Here is a 25810-nt window from a genome sequence, read left to right on the forward strand (position 1 = left end):
AAATTTAATCACGTTAGCGTTAGAATAACCGCCGTATTTTTGAGCAACTTTAAAGGGTAATTTTGTTTATAGTTTTACTAAGCAGTGCATTTATAGCTTTAATGTATTTAGAAGCCATTAAAAAAGGTATGCCAATTAAGCGATGGCTTATTTTAGGCGGTTTACTTGGGCCTGTGGCCTGGTGCTTGTTTAATCTACATTATCGTCGTGCTTTAGTAAGAAATGTAGGTATAAATGCGTGCATATGGCGCCCTTAATTTATCGACGCCACATTTTTATTTTTTCTAATTAAGCTTGGGGCTGCTTTAGTTTGTTGCTGCTTTAAAAATTCAGTAAATTCACTTTTTGATAGTGGCTTAGAATAGTAATAACCTTGTACTGTTTCGCAATTAAGCTTTTTAAGTATATCAATTTGATGAGCTTGTTCTACACCTTCAGCAACTACATGCAAATCAAGGTTATGCGCAATAGTGACTATTGAGTCGACCATATTACGCCCACGTTCGTTGGTCATGTCATCTATAAATGCTTTATCTACTTTAAGTGTATTAAGCGGAAATTGCTTTAAATACGCTAATGATGAATAACCAGTACCAAAATCATCCATTGCTAAATGAATACCTCGGGCACTTAACGAACGCATAATTGCAATGGCTTCTTTAGGGTCGTCCATTACAGTACCTTCTGTTATTTCAAGCTCTAAAAAGTAAGAAGGTAATTCGTTTTTTTGCAAAATAACGTCAATACGAGAAGTTAAATCGGGGAGGCTAAATTGCTTTGCTGATAAGTTGACAGCTACTCGGCCGCTAAATAAACCGCTATCTAGCCATTCTTTTACGTCTCTGCAGGCTTTGTTTAATACAACTTCGCCAATTTCAATTATTTGGCCCGTTTCCTCGGCTATGGGTATAAACACGCCTGGGCTAATAATACCTTTTTTGGGTGTAATAAAGCGTACTAATGCTTCCATGCCCGTTAGCTTGCCTGTGCGAATATTCATTTTTGGTTGGTAGTACACTTCAAAATGATCTTCTTTTAAACCAAAGCGCATAAGGTTTTCTATTTGCAGTCGTTTAACGGCTTGACGGTTCATCGTGTCGTTAAAAAATAGGTAGCTATTACCTTTCTTTTTAGCATGATACATCGCGGTATCTGCATTTTTTAGGAGCAGTTCAGGCGTATTACCGTCTTCTGGAAATAATACAATGCCTACACTTGAGGTGATTGCCAGTTCGTGGCCAGCCATTTTAAATGGTGTAGCAATGGCTGCTAAAAACTGTTTTGCCATACGTGTAATTACATGTATGTCGTTAGTGTCAGACATTACAAGAGCAAACTCATCGCCGCCTAAACGATAAAATACATCATTTTCGCGGGTTAGTTTATTTAAGCGCATTGCTAGTTTAGCTAATAAGCTGTCACCTAGTTGATGCCCTAACGAGTCATTTATTTTTTTAAAGTTATCTAAATCGAATACAAGCAAGGCGTGATGCGAGTTGAGCTTTACTAGCTTTTGCAAATCAGTAAAAAATAAATTTCGGTTAGGTAGACTAGTTGTGCGATCTCGATTCGATAAGTTATGTAACTGCGATTCGGCTTTTTTACGCTCTGTTAAATCTGAATAAACAACGACATAATTAGTTATTTGATTTTGATCGTTTTTAATTTCATCTATCGATATTTCTATAGGCAATAAAACACGCTCACTATTACGAAGCTTCACTTCTTGTTGGATATGTTCGCGCTCTTTTACTATTTCAATAATTCTGTTTGTGTAGCTTGGCTCATACCCAGATAGGTTGAAATCTTTTCCTAAGTATTGCTCGCGTACGCCACCAAACAAGGTTAAAAAACTCGGGTTTATATCAACCAGTTTAAAGTTTTTATCGTAAATTGCTAAGGCGTCAGTGAGAGATTCAACACATTTAGCAAAAAGGTTTAAGCGTTCTTCCGTTGATTTTAACTGTGATATATCGCGAACGGTACCTGTCATTCTAAGGGGTGATAAGTTGGCGTCTTTTTCAATTATTTTTCCGCGATCGAGTACCCAATGCCAACGACCAAATGTATCTTTGATTCGGTAGGTGGCTTCAAAAAAAGCAGACTGCTCTGCAAAGTGTACTTTTAACAAGTGCTCAACGTTATTAATATCGTGAGGGTGAATAAGGCCTTTGTTTGGCGGAAACCCCATTAAGGTAGTCGAATCCATTAAGTACTTATCGTTAATACGAATAACTTCGCCTGTTTTTATGTTCCAGTCCCAAAGTGTATCGCCGCTACCTTCTACAGTACTTTTAAGGCGTTTTTCCGAAAGACGGAGTTGACGGCGTGAGCGTCTAAGTTTGTGGATTACAAATAACAGGTAGGGCAAAGCAAGCGCTATAATGGCGCTTGCTAGTATAAGTATATTGTCGGAGTTGTAATTAAATGATGACTCAAAGGCAAAAAGCTCAAATGAGTAAGCAAGTACTACAAGCATGCTTAGTTTTATTATTATTTTTATCATTTTTTTATTACTTCTAATTTACAAATGATAATTTAAAACAAGCTAAACCTAGTGTCAAAGAGATTGAGAGTAAACGGGCATATTTTGAGATTTATTGACTTTTGCCGAGCTTAAAAGCTCATATCTTGGTCTATTATCATCAAATAGGCTTAGTGCATAAACTTTTAGTTCTTTTAGGGTTAGCGCATTTAAGGCATCTAAAAGTCGTTGTTGCATATGAAATTCATGATCTCTGTTACCAATAGCAAGCCATAACCGTTGTGAGCGTAGGCGCAGGTTTTTATCTTTTTCTGCAATATGAGTACTAAGGCCGTGTTTTTGCTGTTGCCAATCGTTTTCATCAAGTGCATCAATATTATCAAGGTAGTTTTTAATAAAACGGTTATGTCGATGCAATAAAGTTTTTGCATCAAACTTAGGTGACTGCACATAAAATGCTATACCAGCACGCGTGTTAAATGGTGCATAACCTGCGCCTACTAAATAACCAAGTTGCTGTGTAGTTCGTAATTCATTAAAGTAATCTTGATTAATTAAATGATTTAACGCCATCATTTTTACTTTTTCGGCCACGCAATCCGTTTGCGCTTGATAGTAAATAACCATTGCATGGTCGTTACAAGGAAGCTCTAACTCGTAGCGAGTTACTTTTTTAATTTCAAAAAGAGGGCGTCTTAAATCTTCAATTATGGTTGCGTTTTTTAAGTGATTTGCGACCTTTTTTTGAAAGGCTATTGCATCACTTTGCTGCCAGTTACCATGTAAAAATGATTCAACATGTAGTGCTTTAAAAAAGTCTGTTCTGAACTCATTAAATTGCTGAAAACAGGTGTTTTTTAATGCCGATGCAAGCTCCCCAGGTTGTGGGTTCCAAGGCATTATTTTTGCGCCTAAAATGCTAAATAACTCACTGACTGGTTTGTTTTGGTTGCTATTGCGCCAATGCCTTACAAGCTGTTTTTTATATTCAGCAAAGCGTTTTGCACAGATCTCTACATTAAATAAAGCATCTATTAATTGATCAACAAGCTCTAACTGGCTAGATGAAAGCCCCGCGGTATGTAGAGTTAATCCACCTTGATGCGAGGTTAAGTGGTAGCTAAGTCCCGCAAGTTCTGCTGGATAAAATTGCTCGCCGACACTATCCATAAATAAATCTGTAAATAAGCGGGTGAGTGCCATATGTTTTACATCTTTTACGGCAAAATCAGAATCCATGGCCAAATAAAAATGGCCTTTAGCAACGCGAAATGTATTGTCTTGTTTAAACCAAAAATCAAAACCGGGTTCTTTTACTAATAATTCGGGTTTTGTTTGTGGTTTTACGACATCAAATAACACCACTTCTTTTGTTAAATAAGGATTAGCTGTAGGTAGCAGCATTTCGCTCAACGGCTTATTTATCTCGCTAAGGGCATCAAGCCAACTAGGTGAAATATGTTCTACTTTATATGGTGTGTTGTACCATGCCGTTTTATGTTCAGGCTCTACATCTGGATGTATAAGTACGATGCGCATATTATGTGGCGTTAACCACTGCATGGCCATTTCGTGGGTCGCTTTTTTAAAGCCTTCCATTAAATAGTCGCCTTGCACGTAATTTGCTTCGTCGTAATGCTGCATATTAATGCTTAAATTACTGACCCAATCAATTAAGCGTGATTTTTCTTGGTTATCGAATGCTATTTGTAATAGATTTTTTTTATCTTGATATAAGCGCGGCAATTTTTCGGTGTTATCGTTAATTAAACAAATGTATTCAAACACCATTTCAATAATGTCTTCAAAGTATTCAATACCCTCATCGGTAAGCGCTAAGCTAATATTAAAATCTTTGAAGTTGCTGCCATTAATACCACCGCCAGCAGAAAGTGCATTGATCCAGCCTTGTTCTTTTAAAATAGAATAAAGAGAACCCGCGCCTTCATAGCCAAGTAAATGGGCAATAAAACTTACTGTTTTATGGCGATAAAAGTCGTCAATATTAGGCATAGCAAAACTTATAATAAGTTTTTGCATATGCTTATGGGGCTCAATATGGAGTATTTTCCCTATGTCTTGTTTGCGATAAAGTGGCTCACTGATCTCTGGCTTTTTAAGGTTTTTGTTGCCGTTAATTGCGCCAAAGTAAGTTTGAGTCCAGCTTTGTAGTGTATCTAGTGTTTCGTTTGCGCAAATAACTAAAGTCATCCACTGAGCTTGGTACTGGCTATTAAAAAAGTCACGAAGCTCATCACTAATACAGCGCTCTCTGTCAGCTAAGGTTTGTAGGTTTCCTACAGAAAATTTAGCAAATGGATGAGCTGGGTTTACCGTTTCTTTATGGGCTTGATAAATACGGCGACCGTCGTCTTTTATTTTTAGTTTAAACTCGGCTTCAATTGCGTTGCGTTCTTTTTCTGTTTCGGCTGAATTTAAAAGTGGCGCAATAAAAAAACGGCTAAATTGGGTAAGTGCTTGTTCAAATTCTTGATTGTTAATATCAAAAAAGTAACAGGTATGCTCAGTTCCGGTCCACGCATTGGTGTTGCCGCCAGCTTGCGAAACAAAATTATTAAAACTGCCTGAATCTGGGTATTGGTCAGTGCCTAAAAAAAGCATGTGCTCTAAAAAGTGTGCTAGGCCTTGCCTATCAAGAGGGTCGTCAAAATGTCCGGCGTTAACTGCCATTGATGCTGCCGCTTTTGTAGAATCTTTATCTTGCACTAATAGTACTTTTAGACCATTGTCCAGTGTAAAGGCGCGGTATGCTCTGTTATCATTGCGGCTGATATTCAAATGATGCTCCTGAAACTAAACGTTTACTTGTTAACAACAGATGATGGCTTCAGGAAAGCGAAGTACAGCTTAAAGATTTACCTGAATCTCATGAAAGAACTATTTTAGAAATAAATAGATTTATATTGTTAATATAGCTGACAAACGGGCAAACTGGCTACTGTTTTATATTCTTTAATCGGTTGATTTTTTATGAAAACAATCCTAATAATGCGCCACGGCGAAGCAACACCCATGCAGGCTGATGATGCAGGTAGAAATTTAACCCAAGCAGGGCATGATGAAGCTGAAAAAATGGGCCTTTGGCTCAGTAAAGCACATTACCCTGATGCACTGTTAGTTAGTCCTTACATTCGAGCACAGCAAACAGCTGCAGGTGTGGCTAAAAATAACGTATTTAAATTTAGCGAAACCACGTCTGATATAATTCCCGAAGGCAAACCTCAAATTGCTGCTGACTACATCGAAACACTTATTGCTACGAACCCCCAATGCAATACATGGCTTATAGTGGCACACATGCCTATTGTAAGTTACTTAGTGGACCAATTAAGCCCTGGCAATATGCCCATTTTTAATACGGGTGCTGTTGCTGTTATTAGTTACGATGAGCAAACCCAGCGTAGTAGTTATTTAAGTATAAATGCCCCAGAAAACGTTTAAATATAAATAATTGAGTAAAGTAAAATGACAATAGAACGTTTACAAACAGGTGCGCGCATGAGCCGCATTGTAAAACATAACGGCACTGTGTATTTATGTGGGCAGGTATGCGCCGACGCGCAAAAAGATATCAAAGAACAAACTCAAACTATGCTTGATAAAGTAGAGGCATTGCTTGATGAAGCGGGAAGTTCAAAAGAACATATGCTTAGCGCGACTATTTATGTAAAGAGCATGGAATACTTTGCTGATATGAATGCAGTATGGGATGCGTGGGTAACCGAGGGTTATGCACCAGCACGTGCCTGCGTAGAAGCTAAAATGGCACGTGATGCACTGCTTGTTGAAATTTCAGTCGTTGCAGCTTTAAAAGAATAATAGCTTTAATGACTTGCTCCCCCGTTGTACTCATCACTGGCTCTAGTCGAGGTATTGGCGCAGCTACCGCATTATATTTTGCAAAGCACGGTTATAATGTTTGCATTAATTATAAAGCAGATTTAGCTAGTGCAATATTGGTGGCAGAAAAAGTAAAGCAATTAGGCGTTGAGGCTGAAGTAATTCAAGGTGACGTGTCACTAGAGGCTGACGTTTTAGCTTTATTTATGCATATAGATAAAGTCTTTGGTCGACTTGATGTACTAATAAATAACGCCGGTATTTTAAAACCACAAATGCCTTTGTTAGAAATGAGTGCTGAGCGCATAAACGAAGTTTTGACTACAAATATTACCAGTGCTTTTTTATGTAGCCGTGAGGCAATAAAGCGAATGGGAAATGGCGGTAGTATTGTTAATGTATCATCGGGGGCCGCTAAAACGGGCTCTCCTAATGAGTACATTGATTATGCAGCATCTAAAGGTGCAATGGACACATTTACTATTGGCTTGGCAAAAGAGGTGGCAAGTAAAGGTATTAGAGTTAACTCGGTTAGACCTGGGCTTATTTACACTGATATGCATAGCGATGGCGGCGAAAAAAATCGAGTCGATCGTCTTAAAAGTAAATTACCCCTTGGCAGAGGCGGTACACCCGAGGAAGTTGCTGCAGCAATTTACTTTTTAGCTTCAGAGCACGCTTCTTTTACAACGGGTAGCTTTGTTGATGTAGCCGGCGGTTTGTAAGCTAAAGTAATAAAGCTAGCCAAAACGTAAAGCTAATAACACTTAAGATAGTAGAAAGTACGACAGCCCCAGCAAGAGTAGCTTCATGCTGCTTTATTTGACTCGCAATAAGATAAGCATTTACGCCAACAGGGGACGCACTTAAAAGTACTAATACATTGAGTATTTGCGTGTCTAGTTTAAATACATAAGTGCCTACCAATAAAACTAGCGCAGGCAATAAAAATATTTTTAAAATTGATGCTATTAACGCGGGTTGCCAATTTGCTGCTATTTTATAAAAAGCTAAATTTGCACCAAGTACAAATAGCGCACAGGCAATTGCTGGTTTAGCTAATAGCTCCAAACTATTTGCTAAGTCGGTGAACAGTGTTACTCCTAATATGTTTAATATAAGCCCGCACCCAATACTCAGTACTATTGGATTTAACACCATACTTTTCCCAAAATGCGACCACGAAAATTTATCGCTACTGCCTTTAGCGCCTATTAAAAAAGTAAGTGCAAATAACAATGTGCTATGAAAAGTAATGATCATAAACGCAATGGCTATCATCTCTTTGCCAAGCGATGCAATAACAATAGGAATACCCACTAACACCATATTTGAATAGCTAGAAGCAAGTCCAAAGACGCCGTGTTGTTGGTAATTTTTTAAATACTTTTTATTTAAATAAAAGCGATCAATTAAAATACCCACCCCAAACACGCTCAGAACGGGTATGTAAAAACTCAAAAATGCAAAAAGGCTAATGCTTTGCTGTAAGTTAATTTGCGACATATTTAACAATAAAAAAGCAGGCAAACTAATATAAAAAGTAAATTTACTTAAGCCTGCAATATGCTGCTTTTCGAAAAATTTTAATCGGCAACAGCTATAACCAAACGCCACAATAAAAATGAGCGGAAAAATAATTGAAAAAATATGCACGTAGTTACATCCTAGTAATGGCTAAAGTTAGCGTCTAAATTCATCACTTTGCGGTAAATTAATTAAAATAAGTACAGCGCCTCTACCACCATATTCGAGAGGGGCTTGGTGGATCGCTATTACGTCAGGGTGCTGTACTAAGTACTGAGGCACTTTGTGCTTTAGTACGCCGCCACCAATACCGTGCACTACACATGCACAATAATAATGCTGCTTTTTACATTCGTGAATGAGTCCAGCGAGTTCGTCTTTAGCAAGTTCTTTATTTAAGCCATGTAAATCTAGCGTCAAATCGGGTGCAAAGTCACCACGGCGAAGCTGTTTAGCTAGGAAGGTATCTTGGCCTGGTTTTACATATTTAACCGTGCCGTGGGTGTCTATATCGGGAATATAAACGTCTGAGAAGAAAAATTCAGATTGAGCCTGCTTTTTTTGCTGGGCAAATTGCTTAGCTTGTGACACCTTAGGCTTTGTATCAAAACGATGAGTATCTTGTTTAAATACTTTGGCGCCTGTGATCGTTTGACGAAATAAGCTTATGTCGTCATTGCTTAGGGACGAATGTGATGGAGTGTCTTTTTTCATAACTATTACCTAAACAAAAAAACGTAAAAACGCAGCGCAAAAGGCGGTACAATACTTAAATGAGAGGCAATTGTAATTTGCCCAGCGCAGATAGGCAATGCAATCGTCTTAAAGACTCAAAACAGTCAGTAAGCTAATACAGGTAAAAATATATGAGCGATTTACAAATAGAAGAAGCAACACTCGAAGAAGCCGTTGCAGAACTGTCAACTTTACATGACTGGTTACGTTGGACTACAAGCCAATTTGCAAGTAGTAGTATATTTTTTGGACACGGTACAGATAACGCATGGGATGAAGCTGTAAGCTTATTACTGCCTGCGCTTAGCTTGCCTGTTGATGCGCCAAAAGAATTAATGCACGCGCGTTTAACAAGCACAGAAAAAAACCGACTTGCGGGTCTTATTGCAGAACGTATTAACGACTGCACACCAGTACCTTACTTAACAAACATTGCATGGTTTGCGGGTATGCCATTTTATGTGGATGAACGTGTACTTATACCTCGCTCACCGTTTGCTGAGCTTATCAGCAACCGCTTTACACCCTGGCTTGAAGAGCCACAATCGGTTAACCGCATATTAGATTTATGTACGGGGTCGGGTTGTATAGCAATTGCACTTGCTCAAGTTTTTGAGGAAGCACAAGTTGATGCGGTAGATATATCGTATGAAGCGCTTGAAGTGACAGACATTAACATTAACGATTACATGTTAAGTGATCGTGTGTTACCCATTCAGTCTGATGTATTTAGCGGTGTACCAGGTCAAAAATACGACCTAATAGTTGCAAACCCACCGTATGTTGATGCAGAAGATATGGCTGACCTGCCACGTGAGTTTCATCATGAACCAGAGCTTGGGCTTGCATCAGGCCACGATGGTTTAGATGTAACCCGTACTATTTTAAGTGAAGCGAGTGAACACCTAACTGATAACGGTTTGTTATTTGTAGAAGTTGGTAACTCTATGGTACATATGGATGCACTTTATCCGGGCGCGCCGTTTGAATGGATTGAATTTGAACAAGGCGGCTTAGGTGTATTTGTAATTAGCAAAAAGCAGCTAGATGAGTATTTTGCAAAATAAGTAAAAAATGAATAGCCAAGCCGTGTGCTTGGCTATTGGTAGTCATTAGGAATGAGGAAAGTTAATGGCAGGTAATAGCATTGGACAGTTATTTAAAGTGTCCACCTTTGGTGAGAGCCACGGCGTTGCATTAGGCGGCGTTGTTGATGGTACTCCCGCAGGTCTTGAAATCACAGAGGCCGACTTACAAATTGATTTAGATCGCCGAAAACCAGGCCAAAGCCGTTATACAACGCAGCGCCGTGAAAGCGATCAAATAAAAATATTAGCAGGCGTTTTTGAAGGTAAAACCACAGGTACCAGCATTGGTTTATTGATTGAAAATACCGATCAACGCTCGCAAGATTACGGCAAAATTAAAGATGTATTTCGCCCAGGTCATGGCGATTACACGTATTGGCATAAGTACGGCTTGCGCGACTATCGCGGTGGCGGTCGTTCATCTGCACGCGAAACCGCAATACGCGTAGCGGCAGGTGCTATTGCTAAAAAATACTTAAAGCAATTTCATGGTATTGAAGTTAAAGCATGTTTAAGTCAGCTTGGCCCTATTAAGGCGGAAATGTTTGACTGGGACGAAGTTGAAAATAACTTATTCTTCTTCCCTGATGCAAGTAAGCTTGAAGCGCTTGACGAATATATGCGTGACCTTAAAAAGCAAGGTGACTCAGTTGGCGCTAAAGTAAAAGTAGTGGCAAGCAATGTACCTGTTGGTCTTGGTGAGCCAGTATTTGACCGCCTTGATGCCGAACTTGCACACTCATTAATGAGTATTAATGCAGTTAAAGGCGTTGAAATTGGTGATGGCTTTGACGTAGTTGAGCAAAAAGGCTCTGAGCATCGCGACGAGCTAACCCCTGAAGGTTTTACATCAAACCATGCGGGTGGCGTACTTGCCGGTATTTCGACAGGGCAAGACATTATTGCTTCTATTGCGCTAAAACCAACGTCGAGTATTACCATCCCAGGTAACAGCATTAATACAAGCAACGAAGCGGTAGAGATGATCACCAAAGGTCGTCACGATCCGTGTGTGGGTATTCGTGCAATCCCGATTGCGGAGGCAATGATGGCTATTACCTTAATGGACCACTTACTGCGTCAACGCGGACAAAATCCGCATGTAAATCATCAGCACGGGCCAATTAACGGCTCTGTGTAAGTATTTATAATTATAAAAAAACGCGGATTACCGCGTTTTTTTATGTCTGTAATTTAGTTTAAAGCCTTTCAGGAGTTGTTCAAGTAGGCCCTATATACTGCAAGAAGGAGGGTAGTAATCATGAACGATAATATTAATGAACACTCACAAATAAAAGCCCAAGCTGCAATAGCCCGCTTAGAGCGATTCAGTAAGTTAACTGATAGCAGCATTGGCATTCCTTTTACTAAATTTAATATAGGTTTGGAGGCTGTGATTGGTTTAATTCCCGTTATAGGTGATGCCGCAGGGCTAATTTTATCAAGTTATGTGCTGATAGAAGCGCAGCGTTTAGGTGTGAGTAAACGTATAAAGACTAAGATGATTATCAATATGCTCATAGACTTTGTGGGCGGTTTAGTGCCATTTTTTGGTGATATTTTTGATGCCTTTTTTAAAGCTAACACGCGTAATACACAACTATTAAAAAAGCATTTAAACAAGCAGTTAAGTGAGTAATTAATAGCTTTAAGTAACAGTTAGCAAAGAGACTTTAAACAAAATGTTGTTGGTTGTTAAATCACCTAGTAAGGTAGGAGCGTCTATTCACTTTGGTATCTACAATATGCAATTATTTATCGGTAATAAAAACTACTCTAGCTGGTCATTACGCGCATGGTATTTAATGAGTAAATTTGATGTTGAGTTTAGTGAAACCCAGCTGGTACTCGACACCCCCGACTTTTACAATGAACTAAAAAAGACCTTTGCTGTGCAAAAAGTTCCAGCGTTAATTGATGGCGATTTACAGGTATGGGATTCACTAGCAATTTGTGAATATATTAACGATGCTTACTTATCGGGCGCTGCATGGCCAAAATATATTACCCAAAGAGCTAAAGCGCGTGCGCTAAGCGCTGAAATGCATTCAGGCTTTATGGCGCTGCGCAGCGAAATGCCAATGAATATAAGAACTACCCGTAAAGTAGACCTATCGAGCGAAGCACTAAAAGACATAGCCCGTATAGACGAGATATTTGCACAGCAACAAGATGTGTTTCCAAATGAGTGGTTTTTTGGTGACTTTAGTATTGCTGATGCCATGTATGTGCCTGTTGTACTGCGCTTAAAAACCTATCAAATTACGTTATCGCCAGAGGCGCAGCAATATTGTGACTTTGTTATGCGCTGCCCAGTATTGCAAGGATGGATCACTCAGGCATTAACCGAGACCGATATTGTAGAGTGTGATGAAGCAGGAACGCCTGTATAATTATTGTTTTCTTATATGGCATGTTTTATGCCTTAAAATCATAAGTTTAAACTAGGCAGCTCATGTATCTAAATCACCCAAGGTATGGCAATACACCAATAACTACCAATACCCCAGTGACAATAGAGGCGATAGAGAATGCGCACTGGCGTTACTCGAGCCTTAAATACTTCCCTAATACGGTAATATTGGCTGATATAAAAAAGCAAAACTATGCCATTTATCCTCGGGCACTTTATGTTGATATTGAAGAGAAGTGCGGGACTTGCTCTAAGGCATTTATTTTTTTTGCTCAAGAGCAGCAATATTGGTTTGAAACATTAAGATTTTGGGTCGATTCACACTGTACTCATTGCTTTGAATGCCGTAGACATGCCAGATATATACTAATTCTACGTAAACGGTACGATATGTTAACTAGCTTAGCCAATAAAACCTCAGGTGAAAAAACACAGTGTAAAGAACTTGGTAATACTCTTTACTGTTTAGGTATTATTAAAAATATCAATAAAGTGAAAGATTAGTCCGCTTATATTTTACTATCACGCCTTATTTTTACTTTAGTTGTAAAAGCCCGTACAATTCGTCTCGTTTTTAATGCGCAAAATAGCGCTATAACCGAGACTAATTAGCCTAATTTTATGCATCAAATAGCTGATCTAATTTCAATTTTTGAGCGCACTTTTTATCAAAATTATAATACCCGATTGATAAAAGGCGATTGCGAACCTATTTATATTCCAGCTAATAATACAACGCCTTTTCATCAGGTTGTATTCGCTCATGGTTTTTATGCGAGTGCACTGCATGAAATTGCGCATTGGCTAGTAGCAGGCGATGCACGTCGTTTATTAGAAGATTATGGTTATTGGTATTGCCCCGATGGGCGCGACAAACAAAAACAAGCTGAGTTTGAAAGCGTAGAAGTAAAGCCTCAAGCTATAGAGTGGTTATTAAGCACTGCAGCAGGGTTTACTTTTAATGTGTCGGTGGATAACTTAAACGGCGAGCAAACATGTCGGTTTGATTTTCAGCAGCGAGTACATGCACGTGTATTATCGTTAATCGAAAATGGCTTTAACTCTCGTACAGAGTCACTTTTAAAAGCACTCTCTGATTTTTATAATACACAGTGGCCATTAACAGCGCAGCAATTTAATTGGCAACATCCGAAGGAGCTTTGTAATGGCGTTTAAATTAGGTTTAATTGTAAACCCAGTAGCGGGTTTAGGCGGAACAGTTGCTTTAAAAGGTAGTGATGGCGCACACACAGCCGCTAAAGCAATCGAATTAGGTGCAGAACCCAAAGCAAATAGCCGCACAAAAGCAGCGCTTGAAGTGCTATTGCCTTATAAAGAGCGCTTAACCATTTACACCGTTAACGGTGACATGGGTGAGCAAACAGCAAAAGCCTTGGGCTTTAATGTAGAGGTTGTATATAACTCTGAAGTAATAACAACCCCAGATGACACAGAACAAGCAGCAAAAGTACTTAAAGACTTTGGTGTTGATTTAGTTTTATTTGCTGGAGGCGATGGTACAGCGCGTAATATTTGCCATGCAATCGAAGATACCATTCCTGTACTTGGTATTCCTGCAGGCTGTAAAATTCATTCTGGTGTATACGCCATTACACCCAAAGCAGCAGGGCGCGTAGTCGAAATGCTGGTTAAAGGTGAGTTAGTTACCTTAGCTGACGCAGATGTAATGGATATAGATGAAGATGCCTTTAGACAAGGCACAGTAAAAGCAAAGCGCTACGGCGAAATGCAAACACCTAGCGAAGTACGCTATATGCAAGCGGTTAAAAATGGCGGCAAAGAAACCGACGAACTCGTACTTGCCGACATTGCTGCGCATGTTGTATCGCAAATGGATGAAGACACATTTTATATAATGGGTAGCGGCTCAACCGTTGAGGCCATAATGGAAGAAATGGGACTTGAGAATACGTTGCTTGGCGTTGATTTAATAAAAGATCAAACCTTAGTTGCTCAAGATTTAACGGCGAAGCAATTACTTGAGCTTACACATGATCAAAGTACTAAGTTAGTCATTACGCTCATTGGCGGGCAAGGGCATATATTTGGCCGTGGTAATCAGCAATTGAGCCCTGCGCTTATACGTGCAATTGGCAAAGAAAACATTATTGTAGTAGCAACAAAAACAAAACTACAAGCGCTTAATAGCCGCCCCCTTATTTGTGACACCGGCGATGGCGAATTAGATGATGAATTAACGGGTTATATTAAAGTAACCACCGGATTTAACGACCATATTATGTATGCAGTAGGGCACCAAAACCTTGAAAATACAGGTGCTTTGCAAAACCAGGAGATTAATAAATGAGTTTAGTGAACTATATCGATGCAGCCCAGCAGTACTTCGATGATTTAGTAATAAAAGCAACTGACGATGAGTTATTTGCAGGCGGCTATTTACGAGGTCATTTTGATCTTGCAGTTGGTTATGCCGAAGTAGAAAAGCTGACAATCAGTATAGATGAGCTAAACGAAACTGTAGAGCAGAGCTTAGTTAAAGCGTATCGTAATGGTGAGCTTAACGAAGAGGACAAGACATTAGTTGCACGCTTGTGGGAAGAAGTTAAAGCCCTCGCTTAAAAGTAAGTGATACAAAAAACACGATTTGTTTATCACTATCGTGTTTTTTTGTGTCCAAAACTTTTAAAGCAGATTTTTATGTTAATTTACTGTTTTGTTTTTATGCGATATTGTTACTAAAATAAATTTTAGGAACAATAAAAATGAATAATAATCACGACGCTTTACCTTCAGGGGTTGTTGCGCGTTTTTTAAATTTTGTTGAGCGGGTTGGCAATAAGCTTCCAGATCCAGCCGTAATATTTCTGTTTGCAATGTTATTAATTTGGTTTTTGTCGTGGTGGTTTTCAGGTGTAAGCTTTGATGCAATAGATCCACGTACCGGTGAAGCGATTATTATTAATAATATGCTGGCAAGTGATTCGCTCGCTACCTTTTTATCCTCTATGGTAAAAACCTTTACCGGCTTCGCTCCCTTAGGTGTCGTTTTAGTAGCTATGTTAGGTGTAGGTGTTGCTGAGCATTCGGGCTTTATTAATACTGGCCTTAAGTTAATGCTTAAAGTTACTCCTAAAAAGCTATTAACGCCTTCAATCATCTTAGTGGCCATTGTGAGCCATACCGCTACTGACGCAGGTTATGTATTAGTTATTCCACTTGCCGGTGTTATATTTTATGCTGCAGGACGCCATCCGCTTGCGGGTATTGCAGCGGCATTTGCAGGAGTCAGTGGTGGTTTTGGGGCTAACTTTATTCCATCAGGGATTGATCCATTACTACAAAGCTTTACCCAAAGTGCGGCGCAAATAATTAATCCTGCAATGACAATTAACCCGTTAAATAACTGGGCATTTGCTTCAGCATCTAGCTTATTTATTGTGGCATTGGGCTGGTACATCACCGATAAAATTATTGAACCACGTTTACAAAAAACAGCGGTTGATGGTGCGAAAGAGGATTTACCTGTATTTGAAGATGCACGTAGTGATGAAAAACGTGCCTTTTATATAGCCAGTACCGTGATGATTGCAGGGCTTGCGTTATTAGCATTTATCTCTGCTCCAGACGATTCTGCAATGCGCAGTAGTGACGGATCCCTTACTAATTTTAGCTCTCCTTTAATGCAATCTATTGTACCATTAATATTTTTACTTTTTTGGCTACCTGGCACTGTATATGGTTTTACGGTAGGTACCTTTAAAACTTCAAAAGATATGATTGATGCTATGAGTAAAGCGATGAGCGGCATGGCATATTATATCGTCATGGCGTTTTTCTGTTCGCTATTTATTGCTGCATTTAGTAAATCAAATTTAGGTGCATTACTCGCAATCGAAGGTGCGCAGTTATTAAAGGCAATGGAATTGCCAAGTGCAGTAACGGTTGTGGGCATTATCTTTTTAACTGGCTTTGTTAACTTGTTTGTAGGTTCAAGTTCAGCAAAATGGGCGTTACTTGGCCCTATTTTTGTACCGATGTTAATGCAACTTGGCATTTCGCCAGACTTAACTCAAGCCGCTTATCGTGTAGGTGACTCAAGTTCTAATATTATTACACCGTTAATGCCATACTTCCCATTAGTGGTGGTGTACTGTCAAAAGTATGTGAAAGGCACAGGTATAGGTACTTTAATTGCTATTATGCTACCGTACTCAATCGCCTTTATGATTGGCTGGAGTATCTTTTTATTAGGTTACTGGGCACTTGGTATTCCACTAGGGCTTGATGCTAGCTACGTTTACCCAGCTTTGCCTTAATAAAGTATAAATATTAAGAGCTTATATTAGCCTTGCCACGAAAATGACAGGGCTTTTTTATAAGCTTTAACTTTGTAAGCCAATGATGGCTATCTTTCTAGCCCTCTGACAATATAACCAAAATAGCTAGCTTCACCGATTACATAAACATAGTGCCCTTTACTATTGATAATGGATGATTTCTCTTCATACCACCGAAGCTCGTGTATTTGCTTAGTTTTAGGATCTAAAAAAGATAAACGTGTACAACTATTTTCATAATCACTGCCGCACTCTTCAACGTCTGTCAGGATATATTCTTTATACCAATAATCACTTTCAGTGAAATAAGCAAACAGCTTTATTGGAAGGGCTAAATAGATATAAAATATTGCGTATATTAAAAATGGAGCTGCCAAATAGCCTAAAATAAATGAAGCTAGGTTCTTTATTCCTGAAATATTATGCTTAAATGATTCTCTATATTTACTGCATTGCTTATATTTTTTGAATACAAGCATATTCAAATAGATAAATAGTGCACCTGAAATAATAGGGATAATCCAAAAAATAGTAATGTCATATTTTTTATTTGCAATAAATGGAGGGTCTGTAAAGTCTATTACAATTGGAATAGCCATGAATAAAATAAGAGGGCTTAGTAGCGCTATGATTGGTAGGTATTCATATAATTTTTTCATATCAGTGATCCTTACTGTCAAAAATATTATTTTTTTACAAAGCCTGGCGCATTATTTAGTAAAGGTTGATGACTAGCTTGGTAGTCTGCATAAAAAATGACTGCTTCATCCTCAGCTAGTGAGTTAACAACAGTTGAGTACCAATCTATGTATTGAAGTTGCTCTTTTGTAGGAGAATATTTTTCAAGTTTGAAGTAGTTAATAAAGTCATTGCATAAATCTTTAGTTGTATTCTTCTCAGACCATGTCAGTTTGCTGCTAGAGTTGATGCTACCATAAGTAATTAGATCGTTAGTTGGCCACTTCCCATCTTTAGTGTGACCAATTATATAGCGCCAATCACAACCGCTGGGCGATAATCCAGCATATAGGTATATGTGAAAAAAACCTTTATTATGAAGTAGGGCTACCATTCGGGTTATTTGGCTTGTTAAAAGTTTCATTTATTTACATCTCTCCCTGAAAGTAATACAGCTGCTTATTCCTATTACGGCAGCCATTTTAATAGCGAGCTTCTGAATTTTTCCTCTAACTAACCTGAACTCTGGTTAAGAGATTTATTATTCAGAGTTCAGGTTAACTAGTTTTCTCATGTTACAGACACAAAAAAACCTTGTCACTTTCGTGGCAAGGTTTTTTTATTAAAGAGTCGTTGCTTATTTAGCTGTGAAGCTTACTGGGCGACGTTCTTTACGAGGGCCAGTACGCTTATCACCGCGTTGGCTATCGTCTTTATCTTTACTAAAGGTGCGCTTTTTGTCACCAGCTGGACGCTCAGAGCGTTCTGCACGTGGCTCAGCAGGGCCTTGATCTTGTGTAATTGTTAAGCCCATAGGACGTTTACAAATAAACACTTTTTGGAAATGATCAAGTACATCTTTAGGCATGTTTTGCGGCAATTGAACCGTACTGTGATTGTCGTGTAAACGAATATCACCAATAAACTTGCTTGAGATGTCAGCTTCGTTAGCGATAGCGCCAACAATGTTCTTAACCTGAACACCGTGTTCACGACCTACTTCGATACGGTAAGTATCCATAGGGCCTGCATCACGGCTGTTACGTTCGCGAGGTTTACGCTCAGCGCGTTCACCACCACGTTCGCCGCCACGTTCGTTACGACGTCCACGGTCACCACCGCGATCATTGCGGTCGTTACTACGTGGGTTGCGATCGTTACGCTCGTTACGTTCACGAGGTTGAATCTTAACTTCTTCAACTTTAATTGGAGACTGTTGCTGTGCTAAACACAGTAACGCACCCGCTAAGCTTTCAAGAGGAAGTTCAAGTTTTTCAGCCATATTAGTAGCTATCTCGTTAAAGAATGTAATATCTTTGTTTTCAAGCGCAATAGTTAATTTTGCTTGTAACGCTTCAATACGTTTTTCTTCAACGATTTTTGCAGTTGGTAATTCAACTTGTGCAATTTCAGACTTCGTATGACGAATGATATTTTTAAGTAAATAACGTTCGTTATGTTTTACGAATAAGATTGCTTTACCAGTACGACCAGCACGACCTGTACGGCCGATACGGTGAACGTAGGCTTCAGAATCTTGTGGGATATCGTAGTTGATAACTAAGCTTAAGCGGTCAACATCTAGACCACGAGCAGCAACGTCTGTTGCAATAACAACATTTAGCATGCCGCTTTTTAAGCGTTCTACAGTGCGTTCACGTGCTTGCTGGTTCATATCACCATTAAGTGGAGCAGCAGAGAAACCTTCGCGCTCTAATAACTCAGCAAGTTGTACTGTATCGTTACGCGTACGTACGAAAACAATAGCACCTTCATACTGTTCAGCTTCTAAGAAGCGAACAATAGCTTTATTTTTATGTACGCTTGCATTCCAAAACACTTGCTCAACAGATGATACTGTAGAGTTACGCGCAGAAATATGAACCTGTTCAGGATTGTTCATATACTTGCTGCTGATGTTTTGAATTTGCTTAGGCATAGTCGCAGAGAAAAGACATGTTTGCTTTTCGCGCGGTGTTTTTTCCATGATGCTTTCTACATCATCGATAAAGCCCATACGTAACATTTCATCGGCTTCATCAAGTACAAGTGCTTGTAGAGCATCAAACTTGATAGTGCCACGGTTAATGTGATCGATTAAACGACCTGGAGTTGCAACAATAACCTGAGCGCCACGACGAAGTGCGCTTAATTGGATACTGTAGCTTTGGCCACCATATAGTGCCAATACTTCAATACCACGAACATGTTTAGCATATTGTTCGAATGCCTCAGCAACTTGGATCGCAAGCTCACGTGTTGGTGTGAGTACAAGGATCTGTGGCTGTTTCACAGACGGGTCAATATTATTTAGTAATGGCAGTGCAAATGCTGCGGTTTTACCTGTACCCGTTTGAGCTAGTCCCAGTACGTCCTTTCTTTCTAGCAATAACGGTATACATTGAGCTTGGATTTCAGATGGTGTCTTGTAACCCAACTCTTCAACTGCCTTCAAAATTGCAGGAGAAAGATTTAGAGATTCAAACGTGACTGGTTCTGACATTAATACGCCTCAACGAATTTAAAGAGGCGCGCATTATATAGGATTCGCGAGGCAAATGCTTGTATAAATTGAAACTAATTTGTATGTGTTTGATGTTGGTCGAAATTTAACCAGCTCAATGTAGGGTTTATTAAACTGGTTAACATATTTAATACAAAGCTTATTTATACAAGCCTAGGTTTTCTTTTGCGTAAGCTTCAAATTCTGTAAATCCACCAATGTGATTTTGGTCTACAAAAATTTGTGGAACAGTAGGGCAAGGCTTACCCGCTGACTTTTCAAGGTCGGCTTTACTTATACCTTCTTTAATTATGTCGATGTAACGAAATTTAAAGTCATCACGTTCGTTTGATAATTGCTCAGCAACATCTTTCGCACGAACACAAAATGGACAACCTTCACGGCCAAAAATTACGGTTAACATAGCTTTCTCCTCAATTTGATTAATATCAGTTTAAATGAATGGAAAATTATTTAAAGAGAAAAAAATCGATTGCACCATTCTAATAAAAGCATAAATCATATTATGCATAGCAATATGATTTGCAAAATGCGAATGAAAAACCAGAGCCCTGTTTGTCTAATACTTAAGTCTATGAATGCAAGTGTGTTTACAAGAATTAATTTATGGCACATAACTTGATGATATAGAGCTATACATTGGGTTAACGAGAATGCTTTATGAATATTAATAGTCACGTTTTAGAAATTATCCAAGGAGTAATAGGTAAATATTGTGAAACCCAAAGTCAAAAATTCTCTATTACCTTAATCAATAAGTTGCAATGTAACTACGTCTGTTTGCAAATTCCGCCAGAGCAAATGATTGCACAATGCGAGGCGTTTCTTACTCCGGCGCTAGCAGCAGTAAAGCAGTGCTTTTTACTTAACCTCGAAGCAAATATTCAGGGAGTTAGTATTCACTATCAGATTGATGATTCTGAACAAGTAAACACGTTGGATTTTCACGGGCTCTTAGCAACTAAAGAGTCTGTTAGTTTAGCGCTTGATGTTAGACAAAATGTAGACGTTTTAACTGATTGCGAAGCGTTACTCAAAAGCTGTTTAAAAATGTCAGCTAATACTCACGATCGTTTTGGTTTAAATTTTAAATTATTTAATAGCACGCTTAGAGAGTCTGCACAGCTAGAGGATTTACGCCATCTTAGTGGTAACGCATTAATTGATAAATTAAATAGTGACAGCTTAAATACACACATAAAGTTGTGCTCTATTAACGACATTTACGAGCTGAGCCAAGCTCATAAACTATCTAAAAAAATATTAGGCTGGCCATTTTTTGATACCGACTTAATTACTATTTTAACAACATTTCACACACAAACACGTTTATCGGTATTAGTAGCAGACGACAGCTTACCGAGCCAAATTGCTACAAAAGTAATGCTTGAAATGCTGGGCTGCTTAGTAACGTGTGCAGAAAATGGTGCCAGTGCATTAACACTTGCTCAAAATGAACCATTTGACTTGCTACTTTTAGATGAGCGTATGCCAGGAATGTTTGGTAGCGATGTGGCGCAGCAATTAGTTAGGCAAAATACACCTAATAACAATACTCCTAAAGTTATTTTAACGGGGTTAACAGGCGATGAGCAAATAGCTGAGTTGTTTGATAAAGGAATTACTCACTATTTACAGAAGCCAGTGACAAAAGCGGTACTTGAGAAATTTATTAAACCTTGGCAGTTAGCCTCTTAAATTGATTAATAAGGAGAGAGTTATGGATGATTTCTCTAAGACAGCACCTATTTTAATTGGTTTTCAAAACAATTACTTTTTGCCAAAAGGTATTTTGTATGACGAGGTTGAAGAGTCATCAAGAATTACTGGCGTGGGGGAAAATACACTCTATTTATTGACCTTCTGGGCAGAGCAATTTGCTTTAGTTATTAATACACCCATTCACTTTACGCAAAACTATAGCGAGCTTAAAAATCCGATTGGTATATTAAAAGTCATTGCGGTGGGGGCATTTAAAGCGGGTTCGTACGGTGCTCAAACCATTAAGCAGCTAGACCTTTTTAGTAATATTATAGAGGTGGTATTTGGGAAAAGAAGTTTAAATGCTTTTACACATATAGATTTAGCCGAAAACATCAAAAAACATGGGGCCACTAATATAATTTTAGCGGGTACTGTGTCTTCTATCTGTATTGATTCAACTGTGCGCACTGCTGTTGCACGTGGTTCTAATGCCACTATTTTAAGTGACTGCACACCGAGACGCACTCCTTTTGAACAAGCATTCTACTGTGAAAAGGTTTCCCTTCTTTATGCACGAGTTTGTGAGAGTAATACTTTTATAAAGTATTGGAGAGATCATGAATAATAATGATGAGCTACAAGTTCAAATCCAATATGCACTAGTTGAAAAACTTTCCAATAGTAATCGACGTCAAGCAAAGCTATTAGCTATTTTAGATGAGTGTATTTTTGAGTGTGATAAACATTTGAATTTTACTTATATTAATGAAGCTTGGGAGAAGAAGTTAGGTTACTCAACCGATTCATTAATTGGCTCCAATATTACTAAGTTAATGAATTGCGATGATATTATGCATTTTGTCGCATACAGCTGTTGTTTACTAGAAGGGAAGCAGGCTCCCAGTGTAGAAATACAAATTAAAAGCAGCATCGGGCTCATGAACTGGTTTGAGTTAAGGTTAGTTTATGATGAAAAAAGCGGCTTTATAGGCTCGTTCTATGACATTCAACGTCATAAAGATTCTCAATTATTGCTCACACAACAACAAAAATATGTAAAACGCTTATCGCTTGTTGCAAGCCATACAAATAACTTAGTAATAATTACAGATAAATTTGGCGTAATTGAGTGGGTTAACAATAGTTTTGAAGTACTTACAGGTTACACCTGTGATGAGGTTATAGGCACTAGCCCAGGTCAATTACTGCAAGGGCCAAAAACATGTGAAAAAAGTCGTAAGGTTATGTCTCACGCTGTAAAAAATGGGCTTCCTTTTCAAGTTGAAACCACAAATTACGATAAAAATGGTAACGTTTATTGGGTTGCTATTGATGCAAATCCAGTGCGAGATGATGAAGGTAAAGTAAAGCATTTTATCGCTATAGAAACTAATATTACGCAGCGAGTTAAAGCTGAACAAGCAATGGCAGAGATAGAATATAACTACCACTCTGTCGTCGATAATATTCCTGATATTGTTTTACGCCTTGATACATTTGGCAATTTATTATTTATAAATCAAGCATGGCAACGCGTCTTACACAGCAGTGTAGATGAGAGTCTTGGCTTACCTATAATTAAGTTTATAGCAAAAGAAGATGTAGAAAAAATTAGTAGCACTTTGCTTGATTATAAACAAGGTAAGCGTGATATACGTCGCTTTGATATACGTTTGATTAATGCACAAGGCATAAATAATTGGGTTGAAATGACACTTACTCCCATTGTGGGTGGCTACGAAAGCGATTTGTTATCTATTGCCGCAACACTTGTTGATATACAAGAACGTATTGAAAGCGAGCAAATATTGCTTGAAGCTAAACATCAGGCAGAAACATTAGCTGAGTCTAAAAGCCGATTTATGGCAAATATTAGCCATGAAATTCGCACGCCATTAAATGCCGTTATTGGCTCTGCAGATATTTTGCATCATACCGGTTTAACTTCTGAGCAAATGCGTTACACACAAATGATTAAAACAAGCTCTGATGCATTACTGAGTGTATTGGATGATGTATTAACGTATTCGCGTTTTGAAGCACAAGCTATAACACTCGATAATCAGCCATTTAGTATTGATACGTGTATTGAAGAAGCAATAGATATAATTTCCCAAAGCGCTTTGCAAAAAGGGCTTGAGGTTGTTTTTGATTTTTATCCTGATGTCCCCGCTCAAGTAATTGGTGATCATGCACGTATAAGGCAAATAGCCATTAATTTATTAGCCAATGCGATTAAGTTTACTCAGCAAGGCGTAATAACGGTGACCGTTAGATGTACTTACATTGGAGCCAATAATTTAAATCTTCATTTATCAGTAAAAGACACTGGAATGGGAATCGCAAAAAATAAAATAGAAAGTATGTTTATGCCTTTTATTCAATCAGATAATTCAATTACCCGAAAACATGGTGGTAGTGGCTTAGGCCTTGCTATATGTAAGCAAATTTGTGATGTAGTAGGGGGAGATATTTCGGTTAACTCTGAGCTCAATAAAGGGAGTGAGTTTATCGTTAATTACCCGTTACAAATAGACACAACCGACTCAATATTGCGAGAGGGGTTTGCAGCACGAAGTAAAAAGCCAAGAGTATGGATTGTAGGACATAACCAAATTTTAAAAACCGCGTTGGAGCACACACTCACTCGGTTTTCTATCGCTTTTGAGCACTATGAAATATGCCCAGATATCCCTGAGTATGATAGTTTTCCTGATGCAATTGTATTAACTGATCCTCCAACGCTAGCCCAAACACGCGAGTGTATAAATACATATAACTCCCTTAATTCACCGTGTTTACTTATCCTAGACTTACTAGGTGAAAACTTATTACCGCAAAATCTTAACGATAGAGAGCTTAGGTTAAATGGCCCTTTTAAAGTATCGCATGTACCGCGAGCAATTAGTTTATTGGAAGAGCAGTTATTTCATTTAGATATTATATTTACTAATCGTGAACAAAAAGAAGCCTTAGAAAGCCCTTCAGGGTTAACTCAGTTGAATGGGACCAATGTATTGGTTGCTGAAGATAATACTAATAATCAAATAGTAATAAGGCAGTTTTTAGAGCAAAAAGGCTGTCGGGTACATATTGCTAGTGATGGGCAAGAGGCAATAACCAAGGCTAAAAACAATAAACTTGATATTATTTTTATGGATATCCAAATGCCAATACTCGATGGGATTTCTGCAACTAAAGCAATCAGAAAGTTAGGTATAGTCACCCCTATAATAGCGCTCACAGCAAATGCAATTCATGGTGATAAAGAGCGATTTATAGAAGCGGGGATGAATGATTACTTAGCTAAGCCAATTGTAAGTGAGACACTTTATTTATTGCTTGATAAATATGCCCCAGAGCAGGTTATTGAATCTAAACATTTAAAGCTCTCTCGTTTAGCGCAAGTGTGGGAAAAGCTGAGCTGAGCAATGAAGAACAATATAAAAAGTGGGTTTGTGTTGCATAAAACTTGATAAACGAAGAAATTAACCTAGTATTTTAGGAGTAAGTTAAATTTATTTTTTAGTATTTAATGAGTGTTTTTATTATGGTTTTTCAATTTGATTCGCAAATTGCAATTCAAAATAAAAATACAACGTTACGAATTATTTTTGGATTCTAAATTACATTTTTAATTTTTTTAATACTTTGATTTTGTTGTTTATTTTATCTTTCGTTTGTTTTTGTTTAGTTGGCACGGCTTTCGCAACATATTAAATATCAAATCAAGACGAATTTAGTTAAATTTTAAGGGGTGCAAAATGCAAACAAACACAAAAGCTAAACAACAGCCTAAAGGTAACAATTGGGTACTAACACCTGAAATTATGGTTTTGTCTATTTTGCTTGTTGCCACTTTAATAATAGGTATTACAGTTTTACGAGGTAGCGATTCGATTGAACCGTTGGCAGATATACAGCCAATTACTTTTACACAAGCTGATGTTGAAAACGCACAGTTGATGAGTAATACATTTGACTCGCAAAATACTAACTATGCACAACATGTAACTGCTCCTAAAAACGAAAATAATGACACTCTTTCAAACTAGAGACTTTTGCGCAGGTAACTATTTATAGTTGCCTGCGTTTTTTTATGTTCCTACCACCGTTTTAACTTTCTATCCCTCCCTATAAAATTAGCTATATGCTTTTAAATTTAGATTGTGCTTAACTTAGACAGAGTTTTATCAAAGCTTTCTCTTTTCTCACCTACAATTGCTAACACTAGCTTTAGTAGCAGCTATTAACTGGCTTATCTGTGCTTTATAGGCTCGATTAAGCGCTCATTTGCCAATTTAGGTGCATAGCAAACTGAATTGCAAAATGCGAATAAAGTGGGAGAACTAAAATCTTTTAACCTTCCAATTTAACCGCCTGAATCTATTGGTTTTTATTTCTATTTTTCCACATTTAAAATGGCCTGTAAATTGCTACTCATTATAATAAGTCACTAAGAGTGAAAAACGGAGC

The 25810-nt window shown here is 38.2% G+C and carries 25 protein-coding genes; 17 read left to right on the plus strand and 8 right to left on the minus strand.

The features are described 5' to 3' along the window. The first annotated feature begins 62 nt into the window (after positions 1-62). Entirely contained in the window at positions 63-257 is a 195-nt protein-coding gene (locus tag AAEY62_RS07380; protein WP_007580601.1) for a hypothetical protein, read from the plus strand. On the opposite strand, the gene AAEY62_RS07385 is transcribed toward AAEY62_RS07380, so the two are convergent. Both AAEY62_RS07385 and AAEY62_RS07390 read right to left on the minus strand, forming a co-directional pair. Beyond that, the gene (locus tag AAEY62_RS07385) at positions 254-2506 is read right to left on the minus strand and encodes a sensor domain-containing protein (protein WP_007580604.1); all 2253 of its coding nucleotides are present in this window, start codon (positions 2504-2506) and stop codon (positions 254-256) included. The two genes, AAEY62_RS07380 and AAEY62_RS07385, sit on opposite strands and share 4 nt — an antisense overlap. A gap of 54 nt (positions 2507-2560) precedes the next feature. Beyond that, positions 2561-5284, minus strand: coding sequence for an insulinase family protein (locus AAEY62_RS07390; RefSeq protein ID WP_010554661.1), 2724 nt, complete (start codon positions 5282-5284; stop codon positions 2561-2563). A gap of 192 nt (positions 5285-5476) precedes the next feature. Between AAEY62_RS07390 and sixA the strand changes: the two genes are divergently transcribed. The 3 genes from sixA to AAEY62_RS07405 are packed head-to-tail and all read left to right on the plus strand — an operon-like array spanning position 5477 to position 7071. Further along, entirely contained in the window at positions 5477-5947 is a 471-nt protein-coding gene (gene sixA / locus AAEY62_RS07395; RefSeq protein ID WP_024591643.1) for a phosphohistidine phosphatase SixA, read from the plus strand. 24 nt (positions 5948-5971) lie between these two features. Continuing rightward, the gene (locus tag AAEY62_RS07400) at positions 5972-6325 is read left to right on the plus strand and encodes a RidA family protein (RefSeq protein ID WP_024591642.1); all 354 of its coding nucleotides are present in this window, start codon (positions 5972-5974) and stop codon (positions 6323-6325) included. A gap of 8 nt (positions 6326-6333) precedes the next feature. Beyond that, positions 6334-7071, plus strand: coding sequence for an SDR family oxidoreductase (locus tag AAEY62_RS07405; protein ID WP_024591641.1), 738 nt, complete (start codon positions 6334-6336; stop codon positions 7069-7071). A 1-nt stretch (position 7072) separates the two neighbouring features. On the opposite strand, the gene AAEY62_RS07410 is transcribed toward AAEY62_RS07405, so the two are convergent. Continuing rightward, positions 7073-8002: an AEC family transporter gene (locus AAEY62_RS07410; RefSeq protein WP_024591640.1), complete on the minus strand. Its 930-nt coding sequence runs from the start codon at positions 8000-8002 to the stop codon at positions 7073-7075. A gap of 27 nt (positions 8003-8029) precedes the next feature. Further along, positions 8030-8587, minus strand: a complete 558-nt coding sequence (smrB, locus tag AAEY62_RS07415) for an endonuclease SmrB (protein ID WP_342879412.1) — start codon at positions 8585-8587, stop codon at positions 8030-8032. Between the two features lie 152 nt (positions 8588-8739). On the opposite strand from smrB, the gene prmB reads away from it, so the two are divergent. The 9 genes from prmB to AAEY62_RS07460 all read left to right on the plus strand — a co-directional run bounded on the left by prmB (position 8740) and on the right by AAEY62_RS07460 (position 16407). After that, entirely contained in the window at positions 8740-9675 is a 936-nt protein-coding gene (prmB, locus tag AAEY62_RS07420) for a 50S ribosomal protein L3 N(5)-glutamine methyltransferase (RefSeq protein WP_101164080.1), read from the plus strand. Between the two features lie 64 nt (positions 9676-9739). Next, the gene (gene aroC / locus AAEY62_RS07425) at positions 9740-10837 is read left to right on the plus strand and encodes a chorismate synthase (RefSeq protein ID WP_024591639.1); all 1098 of its coding nucleotides are present in this window, start codon (positions 9740-9742) and stop codon (positions 10835-10837) included. 120 nt (positions 10838-10957) lie between these two features. Continuing rightward, entirely contained in the window at positions 10958-11335 is a 378-nt protein-coding gene (locus tag AAEY62_RS07430; RefSeq protein ID WP_024591638.1) for a DUF4112 domain-containing protein, read from the plus strand. A gap of 106 nt (positions 11336-11441) precedes the next feature. Continuing rightward, positions 11442-12089 carry a glutathione S-transferase family protein gene (locus tag AAEY62_RS07435; RefSeq protein WP_024591637.1) on the plus strand — a complete coding sequence of 216 codons (648 nt, stop codon included), beginning with the start codon at positions 11442-11444 and terminating at the stop codon, positions 12087-12089. Between the two features lie 62 nt (positions 12090-12151). Further along, positions 12152-12613, plus strand: coding sequence for a zinc-ribbon domain containing protein (locus AAEY62_RS07440; protein ID WP_029769945.1), 462 nt, complete (start codon positions 12152-12154; stop codon positions 12611-12613). A 117-nt stretch (positions 12614-12730) separates the two neighbouring features. Next, positions 12731-13285 carry an elongation factor P hydroxylase gene (locus AAEY62_RS07445; RefSeq protein ID WP_024591636.1) on the plus strand — a complete coding sequence of 185 codons (555 nt, stop codon included), beginning with the start codon at positions 12731-12733 and terminating at the stop codon, positions 13283-13285. Then, a complete protein-coding gene (locus tag AAEY62_RS07450; RefSeq protein WP_024591635.1) occupies positions 13275-14438 on the plus strand; it encodes an ATP-NAD kinase family protein in 1164 nt (387 codons plus the stop codon). Before AAEY62_RS07445 ends, AAEY62_RS07450 begins: the two co-directional genes overlap by 11 nt. Further along, positions 14435-14710: a YfcL family protein gene (locus AAEY62_RS07455; protein WP_002962183.1), complete on the plus strand. Its 276-nt coding sequence runs from the start codon at positions 14435-14437 to the stop codon at positions 14708-14710. Before AAEY62_RS07450 ends, AAEY62_RS07455 begins: the two co-directional genes overlap by 4 nt. 143 nt (positions 14711-14853) lie before the next feature. After that, entirely contained in the window at positions 14854-16407 is a 1554-nt protein-coding gene (locus tag AAEY62_RS07460) for an AbgT family transporter (protein ID WP_024591634.1), read from the plus strand. A gap of 89 nt (positions 16408-16496) precedes the next feature. On the opposite strand, the gene AAEY62_RS07465 is transcribed toward AAEY62_RS07460, so the two are convergent. From AAEY62_RS07465 to AAEY62_RS07480, 4 genes are all read right to left on the minus strand, one after another. Continuing rightward, complete coding sequence (locus AAEY62_RS07465; protein WP_024591633.1) at positions 16497-17087, minus strand: hypothetical protein; 591 nt, start codon at positions 17085-17087, stop codon at positions 16497-16499. A 26-nt stretch (positions 17088-17113) separates the two neighbouring features. Next, the gene (locus AAEY62_RS07470; RefSeq protein ID WP_101164081.1) at positions 17114-17530 is read right to left on the minus strand and encodes a hypothetical protein; all 417 of its coding nucleotides are present in this window, start codon (positions 17528-17530) and stop codon (positions 17114-17116) included. 213 nt (positions 17531-17743) lie between these two features. Beyond that, positions 17744-19609, minus strand: coding sequence for a DEAD/DEAH box helicase (locus tag AAEY62_RS07475; RefSeq protein ID WP_007585469.1), 1866 nt, complete (start codon positions 19607-19609; stop codon positions 17744-17746). Between the two features lie 160 nt (positions 19610-19769). Next, positions 19770-20033: a GrxA family glutaredoxin gene (locus tag AAEY62_RS07480; protein ID WP_007585470.1), complete on the minus strand. Its 264-nt coding sequence runs from the start codon at positions 20031-20033 to the stop codon at positions 19770-19772. A gap of 257 nt (positions 20034-20290) precedes the next feature. Between AAEY62_RS07480 and AAEY62_RS07485 the strand changes: the two genes are divergently transcribed. The 4 genes from AAEY62_RS07485 (at position 20291) to AAEY62_RS07500 (ending at position 25389) form a co-directional block, all read left to right on the plus strand. Further along, a complete protein-coding gene (locus AAEY62_RS07485; protein WP_010554674.1) occupies positions 20291-21328 on the plus strand; it encodes a response regulator in 1038 nt (345 codons plus the stop codon). Positions 21329-21350: 22 nt separating this feature from the next. Further along, positions 21351-21959 carry a cysteine hydrolase family protein gene (locus tag AAEY62_RS07490; RefSeq protein WP_024591631.1) on the plus strand — a complete coding sequence of 203 codons (609 nt, stop codon included), beginning with the start codon at positions 21351-21353 and terminating at the stop codon, positions 21957-21959. Beyond that, positions 21952-24762, plus strand: a complete 2811-nt coding sequence (locus AAEY62_RS07495) for a PAS domain-containing hybrid sensor histidine kinase/response regulator (protein WP_101164082.1) — start codon at positions 21952-21954, stop codon at positions 24760-24762. Before AAEY62_RS07490 ends, AAEY62_RS07495 begins: the two co-directional genes overlap by 8 nt. Before the next feature lie 336 nt (positions 24763-25098). After that, complete coding sequence (locus AAEY62_RS07500; protein ID WP_024591629.1) at positions 25099-25389, plus strand: hypothetical protein; 291 nt, start codon at positions 25099-25101, stop codon at positions 25387-25389. The last annotated feature ends 421 nt before the right edge of the window (positions 25390-25810 follow it).

The organism is Pseudoalteromonas sp. GW168-MNA-CIBAN-0100, assembly GCF_040309225.1.
GTDB classification, from domain to species: Bacteria; Pseudomonadota; Gammaproteobacteria; order Enterobacterales; family Alteromonadaceae; genus Pseudoalteromonas; species Pseudoalteromonas arctica.

What these genes read in the sequence shown, in the direction of transcription:
- AAEY62_RS07385 (WP_007580604.1), bottom strand. Translation starts at nt 2,506, where the DNA reads ATGATAAAAATAATAATAAAACTAAGCATGCTTGTAGTACTTGCTTAC.
- sixA (WP_024591643.1), top strand. Translation starts at nt 5,477, where the DNA reads ATGAAAACAATCCTAATAATGCGCCACGGCGAAGCAACACCCATGCAG.
- AAEY62_RS07400 (WP_024591642.1), top strand. Translation starts at nt 5,972, where the DNA reads ATGACAATAGAACGTTTACAAACAGGTGCGCGCATGAGCCGCATTGTA.
- AAEY62_RS07405 (WP_024591641.1), top strand. Translation starts at nt 6,334, where the DNA reads ATGACTTGCTCCCCCGTTGTACTCATCACTGGCTCTAGTCGAGGTATT.
- smrB (WP_342879412.1), bottom strand. Translation starts at nt 8,587, where the DNA reads ATGAAAAAAGACACTCCATCACATTCGTCCCTAAGCAATGACGACATA.
- prmB (WP_101164080.1), top strand. Translation starts at nt 8,740, where the DNA reads ATGAGCGATTTACAAATAGAAGAAGCAACACTCGAAGAAGCCGTTGCA.
- aroC (WP_024591639.1), top strand. Translation starts at nt 9,740, where the DNA reads ATGGCAGGTAATAGCATTGGACAGTTATTTAAAGTGTCCACCTTTGGT.
- AAEY62_RS07430 (WP_024591638.1), top strand. Translation starts at nt 10,958, where the DNA reads ATGAACGATAATATTAATGAACACTCACAAATAAAAGCCCAAGCTGCA.
- AAEY62_RS07435 (WP_024591637.1), top strand. Translation starts at nt 11,442, where the DNA reads ATGCAATTATTTATCGGTAATAAAAACTACTCTAGCTGGTCATTACGC.
- AAEY62_RS07440 (WP_029769945.1), top strand. Translation starts at nt 12,152, where the DNA reads ATGTATCTAAATCACCCAAGGTATGGCAATACACCAATAACTACCAAT.
- AAEY62_RS07445 (WP_024591636.1), top strand. Translation starts at nt 12,731, where the DNA reads ATGCATCAAATAGCTGATCTAATTTCAATTTTTGAGCGCACTTTTTAT.
- AAEY62_RS07450 (WP_024591635.1), top strand. Translation starts at nt 13,275, where the DNA reads ATGGCGTTTAAATTAGGTTTAATTGTAAACCCAGTAGCGGGTTTAGGC.
- AAEY62_RS07455 (WP_002962183.1), top strand. Translation starts at nt 14,435, where the DNA reads ATGAGTTTAGTGAACTATATCGATGCAGCCCAGCAGTACTTCGATGAT.
- AAEY62_RS07460 (WP_024591634.1), top strand. Translation starts at nt 14,854, where the DNA reads ATGAATAATAATCACGACGCTTTACCTTCAGGGGTTGTTGCGCGTTTT.
- AAEY62_RS07465 (WP_024591633.1), bottom strand. Translation starts at nt 17,087, where the DNA reads ATGAAAAAATTATATGAATACCTACCAATCATAGCGCTACTAAGCCCT.
- AAEY62_RS07470 (WP_101164081.1), bottom strand. Translation starts at nt 17,530, where the DNA reads ATGAAACTTTTAACAAGCCAAATAACCCGAATGGTAGCCCTACTTCAT.
- AAEY62_RS07475 (WP_007585469.1), bottom strand. Translation starts at nt 19,609, where the DNA reads ATGTCAGAACCAGTCACGTTTGAATCTCTAAATCTTTCTCCTGCAATT.
- AAEY62_RS07480 (WP_007585470.1), bottom strand. Translation starts at nt 20,033, where the DNA reads ATGTTAACCGTAATTTTTGGCCGTGAAGGTTGTCCATTTTGTGTTCGT.
- AAEY62_RS07485 (WP_010554674.1), top strand. Translation starts at nt 20,291, where the DNA reads ATGAATATTAATAGTCACGTTTTAGAAATTATCCAAGGAGTAATAGGT.
- AAEY62_RS07490 (WP_024591631.1), top strand. Translation starts at nt 21,351, where the DNA reads ATGGATGATTTCTCTAAGACAGCACCTATTTTAATTGGTTTTCAAAAC.
- AAEY62_RS07495 (WP_101164082.1), top strand. Translation starts at nt 21,952, where the DNA reads ATGAATAATAATGATGAGCTACAAGTTCAAATCCAATATGCACTAGTT.
- AAEY62_RS07500 (WP_024591629.1), top strand. Translation starts at nt 25,099, where the DNA reads ATGCAAACAAACACAAAAGCTAAACAACAGCCTAAAGGTAACAATTGG.